The 16,517-nt window shown below is 61.9% G+C and carries 17 protein-coding genes; 3 read left to right on the forward strand and 14 right to left on the reverse strand.

Annotated features, from left to right (window positions below; genetic code table 11):
- Positions 1 to 104 precede the first annotated feature (104 nt).
- A complete protein-coding gene (locus ACRQEG_RS03595) occupies positions 105 to 584 on the forward strand; it encodes a hypothetical protein (RefSeq protein WP_274733069.1) in 480 nt (159 codons plus the stop codon).
- Positions 585 to 691: 107 nt separating this feature from the next.
- Here the strand turns inward: ACRQEG_RS03595 and ACRQEG_RS03600 are convergent, their stop codons facing one another.
- The 4 genes from ACRQEG_RS03600 to ACRQEG_RS03615 all read right to left on the reverse strand — a co-directional run bounded on the left by ACRQEG_RS03600 (position 692) and on the right by ACRQEG_RS03615 (position 6,984).
- Positions 692 to 1,546, reverse strand: a complete 855-nt coding sequence (locus ACRQEG_RS03600) for an SDR family NAD(P)-dependent oxidoreductase (protein WP_274733067.1) — start codon at positions 1,544 to 1,546, stop codon at positions 692 to 694.
- Positions 1,546 to 4,089, reverse strand: a complete 2,544-nt coding sequence (pheT, locus tag ACRQEG_RS03605; protein ID WP_274733065.1) for a phenylalanine--tRNA ligase subunit beta — start codon at positions 4,087 to 4,089, stop codon at positions 1,546 to 1,548. The genes ACRQEG_RS03600 and pheT overlap by 1 nt, the downstream gene beginning before the upstream one ends.
- A complete protein-coding gene (pheS, locus tag ACRQEG_RS03610; protein ID WP_126134495.1) occupies positions 4,089 to 5,168 on the reverse strand; it encodes a phenylalanine--tRNA ligase subunit alpha in 1,080 nt (359 codons plus the stop codon). The genes pheT and pheS overlap by 1 nt, the downstream gene beginning before the upstream one ends.
- Before the next feature lie 148 nt (positions 5,169 to 5,316).
- Positions 5,317 to 6,984 (reverse strand): MFS transporter, encoded by a 1,668-nt coding sequence (locus ACRQEG_RS03615; RefSeq protein WP_126134496.1) that lies wholly within the window; start codon positions 6,982 to 6,984, stop codon positions 5,317 to 5,319.
- A 520-nt stretch (positions 6,985 to 7,504) separates the two neighbouring features.
- Here ACRQEG_RS03615 and uxaC point away from each other — a divergent pair.
- Both uxaC and ACRQEG_RS03625 read left to right on the forward strand, forming a co-directional pair.
- The gene (gene uxaC, locus ACRQEG_RS03620) at positions 7,505 to 8,956 is read left to right on the forward strand and encodes a glucuronate isomerase (RefSeq protein ID WP_274733062.1); all 1,452 of its coding nucleotides are present in this window, start codon (positions 7,505 to 7,507) and stop codon (positions 8,954 to 8,956) included.
- 216 nt (positions 8,957 to 9,172) lie between these two features.
- Complete coding sequence (locus ACRQEG_RS03625) at positions 9,173 to 9,481, forward strand: hypothetical protein (RefSeq protein WP_126134498.1); 309 nt, start codon at positions 9,173 to 9,175, stop codon at positions 9,479 to 9,481.
- A gap of 142 nt (positions 9,482 to 9,623) precedes the next feature.
- Here ACRQEG_RS03625 and ACRQEG_RS03630 read toward each other — a convergent pair whose 3' ends face one another.
- The 10 genes from ACRQEG_RS03630 to recO form a co-directional block, all read right to left on the reverse strand.
- Positions 9,624 to 10,463 carry a TrmH family RNA methyltransferase gene (locus ACRQEG_RS03630; RefSeq protein ID WP_126134499.1) on the reverse strand — a complete coding sequence of 280 codons (840 nt, stop codon included), beginning with the start codon at positions 10,461 to 10,463 and terminating at the stop codon, positions 9,624 to 9,626.
- 42 nt (positions 10,464 to 10,505) lie between these two features.
- Positions 10,506 to 11,219 (reverse strand): glycerophosphodiester phosphodiesterase family protein, encoded by a 714-nt coding sequence (locus ACRQEG_RS03635; RefSeq protein WP_274733058.1) that lies wholly within the window; start codon positions 11,217 to 11,219, stop codon positions 10,506 to 10,508.
- A gap of 77 nt (positions 11,220 to 11,296) precedes the next feature.
- Positions 11,297 to 11,680: a 50S ribosomal protein L20 gene (rplT, locus tag ACRQEG_RS03640; protein ID WP_026429412.1), complete on the reverse strand. Its 384-nt coding sequence runs from the start codon at positions 11,678 to 11,680 to the stop codon at positions 11,297 to 11,299.
- A 37-nt stretch (positions 11,681 to 11,717) separates the two neighbouring features.
- Complete coding sequence (rpmI, locus tag ACRQEG_RS03645) at positions 11,718 to 11,912, reverse strand: 50S ribosomal protein L35 (RefSeq protein WP_016442851.1); 195 nt, start codon at positions 11,910 to 11,912, stop codon at positions 11,718 to 11,720.
- A gap of 81 nt (positions 11,913 to 11,993) precedes the next feature.
- On the reverse strand, positions 11,994 to 12,671 hold the full coding sequence (gene infC / locus ACRQEG_RS03650; RefSeq protein WP_206435355.1) for a translation initiation factor IF-3: 678 nt from the start codon (positions 12,669 to 12,671) through the stop codon (positions 11,994 to 11,996).
- Positions 12,672 to 12,949: 278 nt separating this feature from the next.
- Positions 12,950 to 13,687 (reverse strand): HisA/HisF-related TIM barrel protein, encoded by a 738-nt coding sequence (locus ACRQEG_RS03655; protein WP_274733053.1) that lies wholly within the window; start codon positions 13,685 to 13,687, stop codon positions 12,950 to 12,952.
- Positions 13,677 to 14,267 carry a hypothetical protein gene (locus tag ACRQEG_RS03660; RefSeq protein WP_274733051.1) on the reverse strand — a complete coding sequence of 197 codons (591 nt, stop codon included), beginning with the start codon at positions 14,265 to 14,267 and terminating at the stop codon, positions 13,677 to 13,679. The genes ACRQEG_RS03655 and ACRQEG_RS03660 overlap by 11 nt, the downstream gene beginning before the upstream one ends.
- Before the next feature lie 31 nt (positions 14,268 to 14,298).
- A complete protein-coding gene (locus ACRQEG_RS03665) occupies positions 14,299 to 14,820 on the reverse strand; it encodes a YbhB/YbcL family Raf kinase inhibitor-like protein (RefSeq protein ID WP_274755668.1) in 522 nt (173 codons plus the stop codon).
- 62 nt (positions 14,821 to 14,882) lie between these two features.
- Positions 14,883 to 15,782 (reverse strand): polyprenyl diphosphate synthase, encoded by a 900-nt coding sequence (gene uppS, locus ACRQEG_RS03670; RefSeq protein ID WP_274755667.1) that lies wholly within the window; start codon positions 15,780 to 15,782, stop codon positions 14,883 to 14,885.
- Positions 15,779 to 16,510 (reverse strand): DNA repair protein RecO, encoded by a 732-nt coding sequence (recO, locus tag ACRQEG_RS03675; RefSeq protein ID WP_274778257.1) that lies wholly within the window; start codon positions 16,508 to 16,510, stop codon positions 15,779 to 15,781. The genes uppS and recO overlap by 4 nt, the downstream gene beginning before the upstream one ends.
- Positions 16,511 to 16,517: the final 7 nt, after the last annotated feature.

Here is a 16,517-nt window from a genome sequence, read left to right on the forward strand (position 1 = left end):
GCTACCCGCGCGTTAGGCGGTATACCTCACGCGGGCAGCCCGCGGGTGAATGCCGCGTAGCTGATAGTATCTACTTGTTTTATTCCGCGTGGAAATGAGTGAAGATGCGTAAATTTTTGGGCGGCGTTGCCGCGGTATGCCTCGTGGTGAATCTGGCCGCTTGTTCGGGTAAGAGCGATACATCGGAATCGGCTACGCCGGCTCCGGAAACATCGGTAGCCGCGTCGGCACCGGCCGCGCCGTCGGCACCGGTTGAAAGCTCCGCTGAGCCTGCCGCGCCGATCACCGATAAGGGCCCGGCAGCTATCGCAACGGATGGTCCGGCACCTAGCCGCGATGAGGTGAGCGCCGGTATGCTCGCCGCTACTTCGGAGTTACTCAAGAACACGCAGGATATTCCGGAAGCCCAAAAGGCGATGCTCCCCCAGCTGGTGGAGTGCACTGTTGATGAAGCGCTCAACCGCGGCCTTTCCGAGCAGGGCCAGCGTAATATCGCCGCGCAGGTCCTTTTGCTCTCCCAGGAAGACCAGGCCATTATGGGCGAAGCAGCCAAGGTCTGCGGGGAAAAATTCGGGGCTAACTAACCACTAGTTATTCTGGGTACAAAGCGAGGGCGGGAGCCTCCATTGCAGGAGACTCCCGCCCTTAGTCATTGCCTGCCCCTAGCCCTCATTGCTGGACCCGGAGAGATTTAGGCATCCCATCCGGTTAGGCGCAGGCGGCGCGCCCGCCCGGATACCCCACGCGCGGAGAGCTCGCGAAGCTTTTCCAGGGAGTCCGTTCCAGCCCGCACCTGGGTGCCGGAAAGTCCGTCGAGCTCGCCGGCCGCAAATGCCTGGGCAATAGCTACCGATTCCCCGAGCGGTACCCATTCGGTGCGGTCGCGATAGCGTTTCATGGAGGCCGTCATATCGGTTTTCACCGCTCCCGGATTGAGGGAAAGTACCCGCAAGCCACGCTGGTACCCGGCTAGATGCAAAGAAGCAGCCAGCCGCAAAAGCGCCGTTTTCGAGGCGTAATACGATACCGCATCCGCAGAATCGTGCGAGGCCGCGGTGGCGGAAAGATCAAGAATTCTCCCCCCGCCACGCTCCAGCATAATGGGCACCAACGTTTTCGCGAGCTGGAACGGCGCCTCCACGTTAATGGCGATGGTGCGCTGGAAATCTTCCAGACTGGTATCCCAGGGAAGTTCCTCTTCCCCGTACACCCCGGCAGAATTGAGCACCATATCGGGTGCGCCTTCCTCCAGGAGGATGCGCAACATCTCTCGAATGGAGGATTCCTTGGCTAGATCACACCCGAGGGTAATAATCTGGGCACCCCGGATCTCACATTCGGTGGCGGTACCATCCAAATTGGAGAGCTTGGTCGCCAGCAAAATGAGAGTGCGCCCGGGCGCCGCTAAGCCAATAGCAAGCTCCTTGCCCACGCCCCGGGAGGCTCCGGTGATAAGAATCCGGCGGGCGGGTTCTAAACCGGCCCGCTCCACGCTAGCCGCCGCGGCCTCGCCCGATTCTTCGCGCTCCAGTTCCTGCTGCGCCATTACGCCCTCAACTCCGCGCCGAAGTCCTTGCGCATCCGGCGTGCGACCCGGTGGCGTACCTGGGCAGTTTCCTCAGCGGTCAGGGTGTGATCGGTGCGGAAACGCAGCGAGAACGCCAGTGACTTCTTGCCTTCCGGTACGGGATCGCCCGTGAACACATCGAAGAGTTCAATGCCCTCGAGGATCTCCCCCGCGGCTGCCTCGATGGTCGCCCGTACATCACCGGCAATCACGTCGGCATCAACAATAAAGGCGAGATCTTCCTTGGCAACCGGGCTGGTCCATACCGGCTTCACCGCGGCGGGTTCCACGGTATCGGGAAGCGCCGCATCCGTATTCACCTCAAAGGCGATAGAGCGCGCCGGAATATCCAAGGCCTTGCAGACGGCCGGAGCAAGTTCCCCACCATAGCCAACTACCTGATCGCCACTGAGAATGGCCGCGCAGCGCCCCGGGTGCCAAGGGGCCTGGCTCGCGGCGCGTACCGAAACGTCGGCAAGCATACCGGCAGCCCGCCGCCCGGCTTCCACCGCGTCACGCCAATCCCATGTTTCTACCGGGTAACCGGCCCGCGCGGGCGTGCGCGGACCGCAGGCGACCCCGGCGACGTGATGGGGTTGAGCAGGAATAGCCGCGTGGAGTGCAGCAATTTCTGCTTCCGAGGGGCGCTGGCCCGCTGCCGGAATCGGAGCCGGGCTAATGCCAGCCGGACGGCTCACCGTGCCCATCTCGAACACTGCCACCGCCGGATTACCCCGCTTCACATTGAGCGAGGCCACCGGAATGAGGGTGTCGAGCAGGGACGTGCGTAGCAGATTGGCATCGTCTTGCAGGGGGTTAGCCAAGGCGATAGCGGTGCGTCGCTCATCATCCGCGGCGTACCCGAGCTCATCGAAACGCGCGGCCGGGATAAAGGGATAGGTAAGTACTTGCACCCACCCGGTTTCAGCTAGGGTACGGGCAATATCGCGGCGCTGCCGCTGCGCGGGGCTCAGGCCGCGCCCCGCCGGAGCGGTGGGAACGGCGGTTGGAATTGCGTCGTAGCCCTCCAGGCGCGCAATTTCCTCCACCAGATGAGCCGAACCGACCAGGTCCGGGCGCCAGGTCGGAGGCTGCACGCTCCACACCTCGCCGCTACGTTCCACCGTGCAACCGATATCCGTGAGGATATCCGCGATACGATCCGCGCTCAGTCGCAATGAAGTCAGGCGTTCCACATCCGCAATCGGGAAAGCCAGCGCGGGCAGCGGCTGCACCTGGCCGTAGTGGAATACTTCATCGGTAGCTTCTCCCCCGCCGTATTCCACCAAAAGGTCGACGACGCGCTGCGCGGCCACCGCCGCCACCGCGGGATCCACCCCGCGTTCGAACCGCTTGGATGCTTCGGTGGGGAGCTTATGCCGCCGGGCGCTACGCGCCACCGATACCGCGTCAAAATGCGCTGCCTCTACCAGGACATTGCGCGTTTCGGCGGTGATCTCAGTGTCCGCACCACCCATCACGCCGGCCAGGCCAAGAACCCGTGCTCCATCGCTATCCGTAATAAGAAGATCTTCCGGATCGAGGACGCGTTCCACGTCGTCCAAGGTGGTGAGTTTTTCACCGGCCGTGGCGCGGCGTACCACCAGCCCGCCGCCGCGGATCTTATCCAGATCGTAGGCGTGGAGCGGTTGGCCCAGGTCCAGCATGACGTAATTCGTGGCATCGACCGCCAGCGAAATGGAGCGCTGGCCGGCTTGCTGGAGACGGCGTGCCATCCAGGCCGGGGAGGGCGCTTCGGGATCCACCCCGCGCACCACCCGAGTCACGAAAAGGTCGCAGCCGGGCTGGCCATGAATGGGCGCATTATCTTCCACCCGCACCGGAAAACCGGTGGGAGTCGCCTCCGGGAGTGGCTGCGTAGGCAGGCCCGGATCGGTGAAGCATGCTCCGGTGGAGTGGTGGTATTCGCGGGCTACTCCGCGTATGGAGAAGCAGTAACCGCGATCCGGGGTTACGTTAATTTCCAGGGTTTCCCCGGGCAAGCCCAGGAATTGCCGGGCGTCACTTCCCAGTTCCACCCGGCTGGCGGCCGCGGCGTCGAGCACAATAATTCCTGCGCTTTCATCCGAGAGCCCCAGTTCACGTTCCGAACACATCATGCCGTCGGAAATATGGCCGTAAGTTTTGCGGGCCGCGATCTCAAAACCACCCGGTAGCACCGCGCCGGGGAGGGAGACAACCACGGTATCGCCCGCCTCGAAATTATGGGCCCCGCAAATGATGCCGCGCGAGGGCAGCTCAGAGGGCTCCCGGCCGGTACCGGGCTCGTCATTGTACTGGCCTACGTCCACGCGGCAGTAGTTAATGATTTTGCCGTTGCTTTGTTTCTTCGGTTCGCGGGTGAGAACCCGGCCGAAAACCAGCGGGCCGGTAACAGTAGCTGGATGGATTGTTTCTTCTTCCAAGCCGACTTTTACCAGCGCGGCAGCCAGCTGCGCCGGGGTAAGATCCTCGGGCAGCTCCACGTGCGAGCCTAACCATTCCTGCGGAATAAGTGGCATTAGTTTCCCCTCCCGGTGGTTCCGAATTGCATGGAGAAGCGCACATCACCTTCCACCATGTCACGCATATCAGCGATGGAATTGCGCAGCATCAGGGTGCGCTCCAGGCCCATCCCGAAAGCGAATCCGGTGTAAATATCCGGGTCGATACCGTTATTGCGCAGTACTTCCGGATTGACCATGCCGCAGCCGCCCCATTCGATCCACCCCGGGCCGCCCTTCTTTTGCGGGAACCACAGGTCCATTTCGGCACTCGGTTCGGTAAAGGGGAAGAAAGAGGGGCGCAGGCGCGCCTTGGCTTCGGGGCCGAACATATGGCGGGCGAAGTGATCAAGGGTGCCTTTCAGGTGGGCCATAGTCAAGCCCTTATCGACCGCTAAGCCCTCCACCTGGTGAAAAACCGGGGTGTGGGTGGCATCCAGCGCGTCGGTACGGAATACCTTGCCCGGGCAGGCGATGTAGAGCGGAGCCCCGCGGCGCAGTAGCGCGTGGGATTGCACGGGCGAAGTGTGGGTGCGCAACACCAGGTTGCGTTCCTCGGTTACCGCACCGGCACCGTCGACGACACCCGATACGTAGAAGGTATCTTGCATCTGGCGTGCCGGGTGGTCGGGCCCGAAATTCAGGGAGTCGAAGTTAAACCATTCGTGTTCCACTTCGGGGCCTTCGGCGATCTCCCAGCCCATGGCAATGAAGAAGTCGGCAATATCCTCACTGAGAACCGTGAGCGGATGGCGCGCCCCCCGCGGGGACCGGTTGGTCGGCACGGTAACATCCACCGTTTCAGTGGCGAGGGCCGCGGCCGCTTCCGCCTCCTCAATGCGGGCGGTGGCGCTGGCGAGGGCCGCCTGGATGTCTTTGCGGGCCGCGCCCAGAAGCTTGCCGGCAATGGGCTTTTCTTCTTTGGCGAGGTTCCGGATCTGCATATTTGCGTGAGTGATCGGAGCGTTATCACCGCTGTGCGCCAGCCGCGCGGCTTTCAACTCCTCGAGAGTGGTAGCCGCGGCAAAAGCACTGAGGGCCTGCGCTACGGCTGCCTGTACTCCCGCTTCGTCCAGGGGACTGAGCTGTGAGGACATAGCTGCCTTTCTTGTTGTTAACCATGTCAATTCTAGTCAAACTCGCCGAGAGTGCGTAACAGCGGGGCCGAGATGGACTCGGCCCCGCTGTGAGGTAACTGGAAGGCCGCTCGCGCCGCGGTACGCGGCGCCGGCGTCGTTCCTAAATTTAGCGCTGGCTCAGGGGAACCTCAGGCCAGAGCTTGTCCCACGAATGCCCGGTGAGGTCTTCAGCAACCTTGCGGGCTTCGGGAGTGGCGTCTTCCTTCGCCCCGCCCGCTTCCAAACGATGGATCTCATCCATGAGGATGGCGTGGGTGTGCTTATCCAGCTTGACGAAGCGGGAAACAAGCAAGGCCACCCCGATGAGGATCGCGGGAAGAATGACCGTCACGAAGGCGATCATATGGGAAGCGCCGGTGGACTGAGCCACCTGGCAGGAGCTTTCCAGCACGCCGGAGGCATCTACCTTGCAGGCACCTTCGTGCAGCGGGGTGTAGCCGGAGGCCGCCAGGTTCGTGCCCTTTTCCAGCGGATTGACGAAACCGCCCAGATCCATGAACCAGCCAACGAGGAAGGTTCCCAGCGCACCGGTGGACTTACGCCCGAAGGTCATAACGGCCGCGTAGATACCGGCGCGGTCTTCGCGGGTCATGATGTAGTCAACGTCCGGAATGAAGGGGTACACATTCCACGGGGTGTATTCGAGCAGCGCGCGCCCGCACTGGTAGATGACCGCGGTGGCCAGCAGGTAGATGAAGGCGTTGCTTTCCGGCCCGATGAGGTAGATCGCACCCACACCCGCCAGCGAGGCGAGGATCAGCGTGAAGGAGAAGGCCCACAGGAAACGCGGCCCGTGCGAGAGCATGAGGAACATCGCCCAAATCGTCATGGGGATACCCACGATGGACACGGCCTGCAGCCAGAAGCCCTGGGATTCGCTCATTCCCACCGCGTAGACGGCGAAGAAGGTGAGCGCCGAAGCGTACACATCCTTGCCGGTGAAGGAGAAGAGGTACACCGTCAGGTGCTTGTTGTAGGAAGAGTTGCGGAACACCGAGGTGAATTCCACCGCGGTGTGCTTGAGCATCTGGAAACCGTTCATCTTCGGCATGGCGTCAAGTTCGGCCACGAATTCCGGAGTGAGCGGGCGCTCCCACGTGGTGGCGTAAGTGGTGAACACACCGATAGCGAAGAGCACCGCGAAGGCGCCACCGATTCCGAGGTAGGCCCAGGGGTTGGAGACGTTACCGCGCACCAGCGCCGGGATGAAGAACACCACGAAAGTACCCGTAGCCGAGCAGAACATACGCATGGACGAAAGCGTGGTGCGTTCTTCGTACTTACGCGTCATTTCGGTGGGCAGCGTCTCCCACGGAATGAGGATGATCGCGATAATAACTTCGATCAGCAGGTAGATAACGAGGTAGTACCAGAACCCGCCGAAGGGGATCCACAGCAGCGGGAAGATGAGAAGCAGCAGTGGGCCGCCGATCATGAGGAAGAAGTGGCGCCGCCCGAAACGCCGCCCCAGCTTCGTGCGGTAGAAACCGTCCGTGAGCGGGCCGATGAATACCGAAATAAGAGCATCAACGATACGAGCTACACCGAGGATAAGACCACCCTGGGTAGCCGTTACCCCGCCGTAGTTCGTGAAGAAGTAGAGCAGCAGACCGGAGATGATGGTATTCCACCCACCACCCATGAGGTCCACCAGCCCGAAACAAATACCGCGACCAATGGTGATCGGCTTGGCGGTGTACACGCGCAGCTTGGAGAGTTTCTCCAGCTCACCACGCTTATCGGCGTCTAATGCGCCGCTATTGTGTGTTCCCATTTTCTTTTGTCTTTCTGTGAAAGGAGGAACGGTTGTGGTTCGCCATCGACTCTTACCGCGCTCACGCTCGGCTTCTGTGCCCGCGCGAGCTGTTACCGCGCTACACTGCCGCGAAGCTATCACTACCGCTCTTTCGCATCAAAAGCTTATAAGTTTCCAAGGCTTTCCAGCAGTTATCTAGCTCCCGGTTCATATCGTGGACGAGTGACGTGCCACCGGGGAGATTCTCTGAAAACCGCGGATTATCGCGGTTTTTTGCACGACGACGGCGCTTGCGCGCACCCCTCCGCCCCCACCATGATATTTTTCACATTTAGAAATTCCCGTTTCGTGCTTTCAAATACTCTCCCGAAAACCGCATGTTTTCGCGTAAAGTGAGGGTACGGGCCGCGGCGTCGTCGCCGATGGTCACGCCCCCGGTCTCTGTGCCCGCGTGCCACCTGGCGCGGTGGAGTACCTTAAAAGAAGAAAGCCGAGGCGAGGGAAAGCCCCGCGCCCGGCTCAAAAATAGGAGGATTCAATGTCGACGCCCCTCACTCTCAATCCGGATCGGCTTTTCCCGGCCGATCCGACGCAGCGGAAACTGGCGCGCGAAATTTTCGAGGTCACCAAGAAGCATCCCATCATTTCCCCGCACGGCCACGTTCCCCCCGAATGGCTCGCTCTCAATACCCCCTTCACCGATCCCACGAGCATGCTCCTGACCCCGGATCACTACACCAACCGCCTCTTGCACGCGGTGGGCCGGGTGGATCTGGCCGATCTGGGCGTACCGGTAGGAAGCCCGCTTTCCCCCGAAAAGTCCCGCGCGGCCTGGCGCCTGTTCTGCAAGAACTGGTGGACCTTGCGCGGTACCGCGGTGCAGGGCTGGTTTGAATCCGAATTTGTGGATGTCTTCGATGTGCATGTGCGCCCCTCCGAAGAAACTGCCGACCAGATCTACGATCACATCAACGCATTGCTCAAGACGGAGGAGTTCCTCCCCCGCTCGCTGTACAAGCGTTTCAACCTGGCGATGATGGCCACCACCGATGATCCGGTTTCCGATCTGCGCTACCACAAGCAGCTCCTCGAGGATCCCACCTGGGAAGGCTATATTCCGCCCACCTTCCGCCCCGATAAGTACCTCGAGCCGGCCACCCCGGACTTCAAGGCAAATGTGGAGGCGCTCGGTCAGGCGGCCGATCAGGATGTGTCCACCTATGCGGGCTACGTGGAGGCCATGCGCAAGCGCCGCCTCTTCTTCAAGGAAATGGGTGCGGTCTCCTCCGATCATTCGCATCGCGATCCGGGCACGGCACGCCTACCCGAGGCGCGGGCGGCCGAACTTTACAAGCTCGCCCTGGACGGCAAGATTTCGCCGGAAGACGGCGCTGCGCTGCGCCGGCATATGCTCAACGACCAGGCTCGCCTGGCCTGCGAGGACGGCCTGGTGATGACCTTCCACCCGGCCGTGTACCGCAACCACCACCAGGCGGCCTTTGAGCGCCTGGGCGCGGATGTCGGGGGCGATGTGCCCATGGCTGTGGAGTTCACGAATAACGTGCGTCCCATGCTTTCCGAGTACGGGGACAATCCGAACTTCCAGGTTGTTTTCTTCACCATCGATCAAGATGTCTACCAGCGCGAACTGGCTCCGCTGGCCGGCTACTACCCGAGCGTCTACGTGGGCGCACCGTGGTGGTTCATCGATGAGCCGGATGCGATTTTGCGTTACCGCGAGCAGGTCACCCCCTACGGTACTTTCTACAAGACCTCCGGGATGATTGACGATACCCGCGCCTTCGCTTCCATTCCCGCGCGGCACGACGTCGCACGCCGGATGGACGCCGTGTACCTGGCCCGTATGGTTGCCGAACATCGCCTGGAGCTTGATGAGGCTCTCGAGGTATCCGAAGCACTCGTCACCACGATTCCGGCTCGGGCTTTCCGGGTGGACACCTCCAAGCTGAGCGGAACCACCGCTCAGTAAGGCAGCCACCGCTCAGCCGCGGCACTTACGGCTCGGTAAGCGGAGCGTGGCTCCACACCGAGCCGCCAGCGCCCCAACGAGCTGTCCGGCATTGCAGATTCGGCCGTGCGCGATACGTTCGCGCACGGCCGAGCGCATTAACCACCTTAACATGAAGTGACGGCCACCACTTTGCTATGATCGATTTGTTCCATTAATCAACGGAAAGGAGTCGCTATGGCGAACGAATTTGTGGACAAGATTAAGGAAGGCGCAACCGAAGCTTTTGATCGGGCTAAGGAATTCGGTCAGAAGGCTGCTGATAAGGCAGGTCAGCTGGGCGATGCCGCCAAGGAAAAGTTCGAGGACATCAAGGACGAACTAACGGACAAGGACCACGGCGATAAGGCCGCGGAGAAGGCTTCCGATGCCGGTGACAAGGCGAAGGATGCTAGCGAGAAGGTGAAGGACGCTGCCTCCGATGCCGGTGATGCCGCGAAGGAAAAGTTCGAGGACGTCAAAGAGAACCTCTCCGATAACAAGTAAATCCACCATTCAGCAGTAAATCCACCAAAGTAGTGCTGGGTGCACCCGCCACAGGGTAGCCCACGGCGGGCGGCGAAGAAGAATCTTCGCCGCCCGCTTACTTATGTCCGCAGGGCTTTCTTTAGGTGCGGTATGCGTTTATTTAGGGGCGGTGCTGGATCATCGCCGTCGTGCTGGCAAGAATCGCGGCGGCCATAGCAACATTGCAGGATTCGGCTTTCCCGTAGATCGGAATGGCGACCGTTGCATCCACATTGGCGTCCACATCCGCGAAGCCGTGCGCTTCGTTTCCCAGCAGCCAGCATACCGGCCGGGTGAGATCCGGCCCGAGGGGCGGCTGCCCAAGATAAGCGGTGTCATTTGCAGACGTCACCAGGGTGGCAAGATCCCACTCCCCTTCCCCGGTGGCTGCCAAGAAACTGATGCCCGCGCGCTCCAGAACGCCGTCAAGCTTGCTGATGTTAATGGAATCGAGAACCGGCAGATGGAAAATAGAGCCGGCTGAGGATCGAATAACCTTCGGGGACCACAGCTCCACGCTACCGCGGCCAAGGAGCACCGCATCGCATCCGGCCACGTCAGCAGCTCGAATAATGGCACCAACGTTCCCGGGGTCCTGGATATTAGCGGTGGCGAGCACCAGCTTCGCGTCCTTGACCGTCGGGGTGAGCGCGGGAGTTTCCGGAATGTCGATAACGGCCACAACACCGCGCGCATCTTCGGAGAGCGCCTGCATCTCATCGGCATTAAGCGGGTGATGGTACACGTTGGCTTCTTTAATAAGCCCGCCCAAGTCCGGATTGGAGATCAGGCTGGCTTTCGTATAGTAGACGTCGCGAACAAGATTCGCGCGGTGCGCGAGGAGCTCCTGAACAGCCCCGGGACCTTCCACCAGGGTTTGCCGGAAACGTTCGCGCTGCTGGGGCCGGTGTAGGCGGGCTGCGCGGGTGAGTTGGGTATGCGATGCGGGTGTGCTTTTCACGGGTCTTTTTCTTTTTCTATAGCTTGCAGTTTTTCGGTAGCGCTAGGGCCGCACGAATCCGTCGGTGAAAATACCGGCCACGCCCCAGCGTTCCAATTGCCGGGCGCGTTCGGGGTTGTTGATTGTGTAGACGTGCACGTCTCGGCCCGCTGCCCGGACCTCTGCCACCACGGCCGCGGTCACGGCGTCGTCGCTCATGTGCAGATAGCGGGAATCGGTGAGGTCGAGGACGGTGAGCCAATCCGGCCCGAAACTCGTTCGATCAACGAGTGCGCCGCGCGGGATCTCGGGGGCGTGGCGCGCGAATTCGGCCAGTTGCAGGTGCGAGAAAGAGGAGACCAGGGCTCGCTCGGGACCGAGCCTGCGGGCTTGTTCCGCCACCGCGCGCACGAGGGCACGGGCTTGCTGGCCACCTTGCACGCATGGTTTCATTTCGATATTAATACCCATGCTAGTCTCGAGTGCAAAATCAACGAGTTGGGCGAGGGTGGGAATCTTCTCCCCCGCGAAGCCCGGGCTGAACCAGGATCCGGCGTCCAAGGTCTCCAGATCGGCGGCACGCAGCGCATCGACCCGCCCGTGGCCCGTGGTGGTGCGCTCGAGGGTGGCATCGTGGCAGAGCGGGAGCGAGCCATCTGCCGTGATATCCACATCCGTTTCGATCCAGGTAAATCCGGCCTGGTAGGCAGCCCGGAATGCGGCCATCGTGTTTTCGGGGGCGTCGGCGCACAGGCCGCGGTGGGCGAAAAGTTTCATGATTGTAGTCTAAACGCAGCGGCCCGAGTAACGAGGTTTCGTCACTCGGGCCGCTGCTATGTCACGCTTGAAAAAGCTTAGGCAACCTTGGGTGCGTTCACGTCTTCCGGAAGCGCAGCCTTGGCGGCATTGACCACCGCGGTGAAACCGGTGGGATCATTGACGGCCATTTCAGCGAGCTGACGGCGATCAACTTCAATTCCGGCCAGGCCCAGGCCCTGGATGAAGCGGTTGTAGGTCATGCCCTCGGCGCGCACGGCCGCGTTGATGCGGGTGATCCACAGCTTGCGGAAATCGTTCTTCCGCTTCTTGCGGTCGCGGTAGTTGTAGACGAAGGAATGGGTGACCTGTTCCTTGGCCTTGCGGTAGAGGCGGGACCGCTGCCCGCGGTAGCCGGACGCCCGATCTAGGGTAGTGCGACGCTTCTTCTTGGCGTTAACGGAGCGCTTGACGCGTGCCATGTTTTTCTCCTTTTACAAAACTTTTCGTCGGACGAATCTAGCGGCCGAGCAGACGGTTAACTTCGCGAAGGTTGGACTTGTCCACAACCTGGTCGCGCGAGAGCCGACGCTTCCGGGTGGAGCTCTTGTGCTCCAGCAGGTGGCGCTTATTGCGCTGTTCGCGCATGAGCTTGCCGCTTCCCGTCACGCGGAAACGCTTCTTCGCACCGGAGTGCGTCTTCATCTTGGGCATTATTCATCCTCACTCGTGCCCCGGGGGCACATTTGATCTACCAGATCTCCGCGCCCGCGGGCGCGCTTTTCACAAGTCAACTTATTCGGTTGCTGCTGCGTTGCTGTCCGTTTCGGACGATTGTCCGTTGCGTTCCGCCGCGCGCTTGGCTGCTTTCGCGCGCCGGTTTTCACGTTCCGCTTCACGACGACGCCGCTGATCGGACTTCGCTTCGGACTTGCGCCGCGTGGGCGCAAGAACCATGGACATATTGCGCCCGTCAGCGCGAGGTGCTGCTTCGACAGTGGAAATTTCCGCGAGCTCTTCAGCCAGGCCCGAAAGCAGACGCACACCCATTTCCGGACGGGATTGTTCACGGCCCCGGAAACGAAGATCAAACTTGACCTTATCCCCGGCGTTTAGGAAACGTTCCGCCTGCGACTTCTTGGTGTTGTAGTCATTACCGTCAATCTTCAGCCCAATCCGGATGGATTTGATCTGAGTATTGGCTTGGTTACGACGTGCTTCCCGAGCTTTCTGGGCGGATTCGTACTTATATTTCCCGTAGTCCATGAGGCGCGCGACCGGCGGGTTGGAATTCGGAGCAACTTCCACCAGGTCAAGGTTCGCCTCAACGGCTAGGCGGAGCGCATCTTCCGTGCGCACCACACCGACCTGTTCACCGCTGGGGCCAACAAGGCGCACCTTAGGGACGTGGATGCGATCATTTACACGCGGTTCGTTGTTAATTGCAGTTCCTCTGTTCCTCAACGTGGACAACGCACGGAGTACTCCCGAGGTGACACGGCACGCCAGATGGCCATGTTACGAACCCGCTACCCTTTGATATAACCCGATCTTTCCGTTTTCGAAAATTTCTTTTCGAAACAGCAGCCCGGGCGGGCGGCTAGGTGGGATTTCTCCACTTGCGTTCCGGCAGAATGCCGGATTGACCGTACTAGTGTAGCACAGCGCCATGAGTTATGGATAACACCGTGGGTTATTCTCCCCACATACCACGGCGTATATGCAACTCACGGCCGTAACAAGTTCGACGGTTAAGAAAGCTCCGCGAGGGCCTGGGCAACGGTGAAGTTTCCTTCGTAGAAAGCTTTGCCAATAATGACCGAGTCCACGCGACCGGGGCAACCAGCTTCGCCGCTCGCGCCGCTCTCGCTCAGTTCTCGAACCGCGCGCAGATCAGCGAGCGTCGCCATGCCGCCCGAGGCGGTGATATGCGCCGGGCTCAGCGCCGCCACCCGACTAAGCAACTCGAGGTTTGCCCCGGCGAGGGCGCCATCTCGGTTTCGATCTGTAACAACGTAGCGGCGGGCACCGGCGTCGTCGAGAAAATCAATAACTTCGCGTAACTCCCCGACATCGGTACCGGCACCGCGCGCAACCACCCGGGCGCCGTCGACATCAAGACATACGGCCACCCGATCCGCGTGCTGCGCCAGCACCCGCGCCACCCACGCACGATCCCGCAGCGCGGTAGTCGCAAGATTAATGCGTTCCGCGCGGGTGGCGAGGGCGCGCTCGAGTACCTCCGGGCTGTCGATTCCCCCGGAGAGTTCCCAACGCATCGGGCTACTCTCCATGAGGCGCTCTAACAACGCGAAATTATCCCCGGTGCCGTACACAAGATCCAGATCCACCAGGTGAATCCACCGTCCCCCGGCCGCCCGGAAATCTGCGATAGCCACCGCCGGGTCACTCCACGCCTCCGGCCCGCTACCGAGCCGCGCCGAACGCCCCGCCCGGATATCGACGGCAACGAGCAGCTCACAGCTCATCGTTATCCCCCGCAGCGGTTTCCTCGCCAGCCTCGCCACGCATACCTTCCGCGCTTTCCCCGCGGGTCACCTTGCGCAGGATTTTCTCAATATCCTGCTGGGTGAGCTTCGCGGAATCCCACGGGTCACAGTCGGTAATGGAGCGCTCCCCCAGCATGAGCTCCTCAACGATGGGATCTAAAGAATTGAGCAGCAGGCCGGAAGCGATTTCCTCATCGGCTTTGCCTGCGAAGAAACGCCGCGCGCGCACCATCCCGGATACGCCCGGCTCAAAACCGGTGGATTCCTTATCCAGATTCACATCAATGAGGATGGAACCGTAGGGGCTGAGGCGGGAGAGCATGCCGGCAACCGCCGGGGCGTCATCGGAAAGGGAGGCGGGTTCCTCATCAGGATCCGGGCCGGTGATATTACGGATATCCCATTCGTCATACACGGGCGTTGCCAGCTGGCGATACACCAGCGCTCCGGAATGCGTGGCGACCACCTGCACGTCCAGGCCGTGCAGCGCGCAGAGCGCCGCGAGGGTATCCGCGCTATCAAAAGGCGTGAGTACCGCGTATGTGCGCACGTCAGTCATTGAGTTATCCTCCCCTTGCGCTTCGTTTACTTTAGTTGTTTTCCCAGGTGCCGGTGAGTAGGCCGCGGCCGAGCACGTGTTCACGGGCTAGGAAATACGCCACCGCGGGCCGGGTTTCCACATCGATATCCAGAACGGTGTCGAGGGCGAGCACCGCGAAAATATAGCGGTGCGGGCCGTGGCCGGCCGGCGGGGCGGCGCCCTGGAAAGTCGGGGTTCCGCCGTCGTTCTTCAAGGTGAGGGCCGGTGCCGCAAGCGCACCGGAGCCACCGGCCACAATCTCGCTGGTATCCGCGGGCAGATTCGCCACCGTCCAGTGCCAGTATCCGGACGGCGTGGGAGCATCCGGGTCATAGCAGGAGACGAGCAGGCTGACCGTACCCTCCGGCGGGGCATCCCACCCCAGTTGCGGATTGCGGTCCGCACCGCCCGGGGTGCTGCCCGCCCCGGTGGCGCTTTCGGGCAGTGCCTCGCCTTCCGCGAAATCATCGGAGGTGAGGTGAAGATCAACGCTTCCGGCCGGCACTCCGGCGTAGGGATCGTGGGTGGTCATATCCGCTCCTTATGCGTGCTTGGGGCGCCGCGTCCGCGCGGCGGGCGTGCTTGAGTTCCAGTCTAGCGGTCCGTGCCCGTGCCCTCGGGCCTGTTTTTGGCGACGGCGCCCGCGCCCCGCGGCGCGCTCGCAGCACCGGTGCCGGTATCCTGAGGCGCAATCTTGTCGACGGCGCCGCCGAACCGCCGTTCGCGCTGCCCGTAGGCGGCGCAGGCATCCCATAGGGCGCGCCGCTCGAATTCGGGCCAGGGCAGCGGAGAAAAATACAGTTCCGCGTAGGCACTTTCCCACATGAGGAAATTGGAGGTGCGGTATTCCCCGCCGGTGCGGATGAGGAGGTCGACGTCGCGCATCCGCGGAGCGTAGAGCTGGGCGGTTAGGGTGGCTTCGCTAATGCGCTCCGCCGTGAGCTCCCCGCGAGCTACCCGTTCGGCCACCGCGCGCACCGCATCGACAATTTCCGCGCGCCCGCCGTAGTTAATGCACAGATTGAGCACCATGCGGGTATTCCCCGCGGTCAGTTCTTCCGCGGCGTGAATCTCACGCAGCACCGAGCGCCACAGCCGGCCCTCGCGCCCCACCCACTGCACCCGCACGCCCCAGTCGTGGAGTTGATCGCGGTTGGCGCGGATAATATCGCGGGAAAACCCCATGAGGAAACGAACTTCGGCCGGCGAACGCCGCCAATTTTCGGTAGAAAAAGCGTAGACGGATAGCTCCGCGATTCCGAGTTCCAAGGCCCCGGCCACCACGTCCATGAGGGAACGCTCGCCGGCTTTATGGCCTTCGGTACGCGCCAGCCCGCGGGCATTTGCCCAGCGCCCGTTGCCGTCCATCACGATGGCCACGTGCTCGGGCACCCGCCCCAACCGCGGGGGCGTGAGGCCGGGCCGATGGGCCGGGGTGGGCCGCTCCAGGTGGGCCAGATGTGGATGCTCCAGCTTCGGGTGTACTTCTGTCATGATGCCGACCTCACGATCTGCAAGGAACGTACCTTGCGTTCCAGATACCATTGCACGTACGCGGAAATATAGCCGTGCGCGGTTTCCCCCGCGCTCCCGGCAAGCGCGTCGATAATTTCCCAATCCCCGCGGGCTAGCGCGGCGAGGAGCCGCCGCGCGTCTTCCCCCGGATAGGCTGCCCCGCGCGGGGCGCACCGCCGGCACACCAGCCCACCGGCTTGCACGTGGAAGGCGGTGAGGTCCTCCCCGCTACCGCAGAGCGCGCAGGAAGTGACCGCCAGGCCCCACCCGGATACCGCCATGGCACGCAGCAGGTAAGAATCCATAATTGGGTAGGGAGCGTGCTGGCGGGAGGCCAGGGAATTGAGTGCCCCGAGGAGGAGGCGGTAGTGAGCTCGGTCCGGCTCCCTTTCCGCCCCGAGCTTTTCGGCTACTTCCACCATGGTGCTCGCGGCCGCGTAGGCTTCAAAATCAGGCGCGATGGCCCGCCCGAAGGGATTGAGGGTTGCCACTTCCGTGACGACATCAAGGCTGCGCCCCCGGTAGAGCTGCACATCCACGTAGGTGAAGGGTTCCAGGCGCGCCCCGAATCGGGAGCGGGTGCGGCGCACCCCTTTGGCCACGCATCGCACCAGGCCGTGCGCGCGTGCCAGCAGGGTGACGATACGATCCGCTTCCCCCAAGTCCTGCGTGCGCAGGACGATTCCTTCATCCCGATAGAGTTTCACTGGCTCC

Source organism: Actinotignum stranguriae (genome assembly GCF_051265215.1).
Classification (GTDB): domain Bacteria; phylum Actinomycetota; class Actinomycetes; order Actinomycetales; family Actinomycetaceae; genus Actinotignum; species Actinotignum schaalii_C.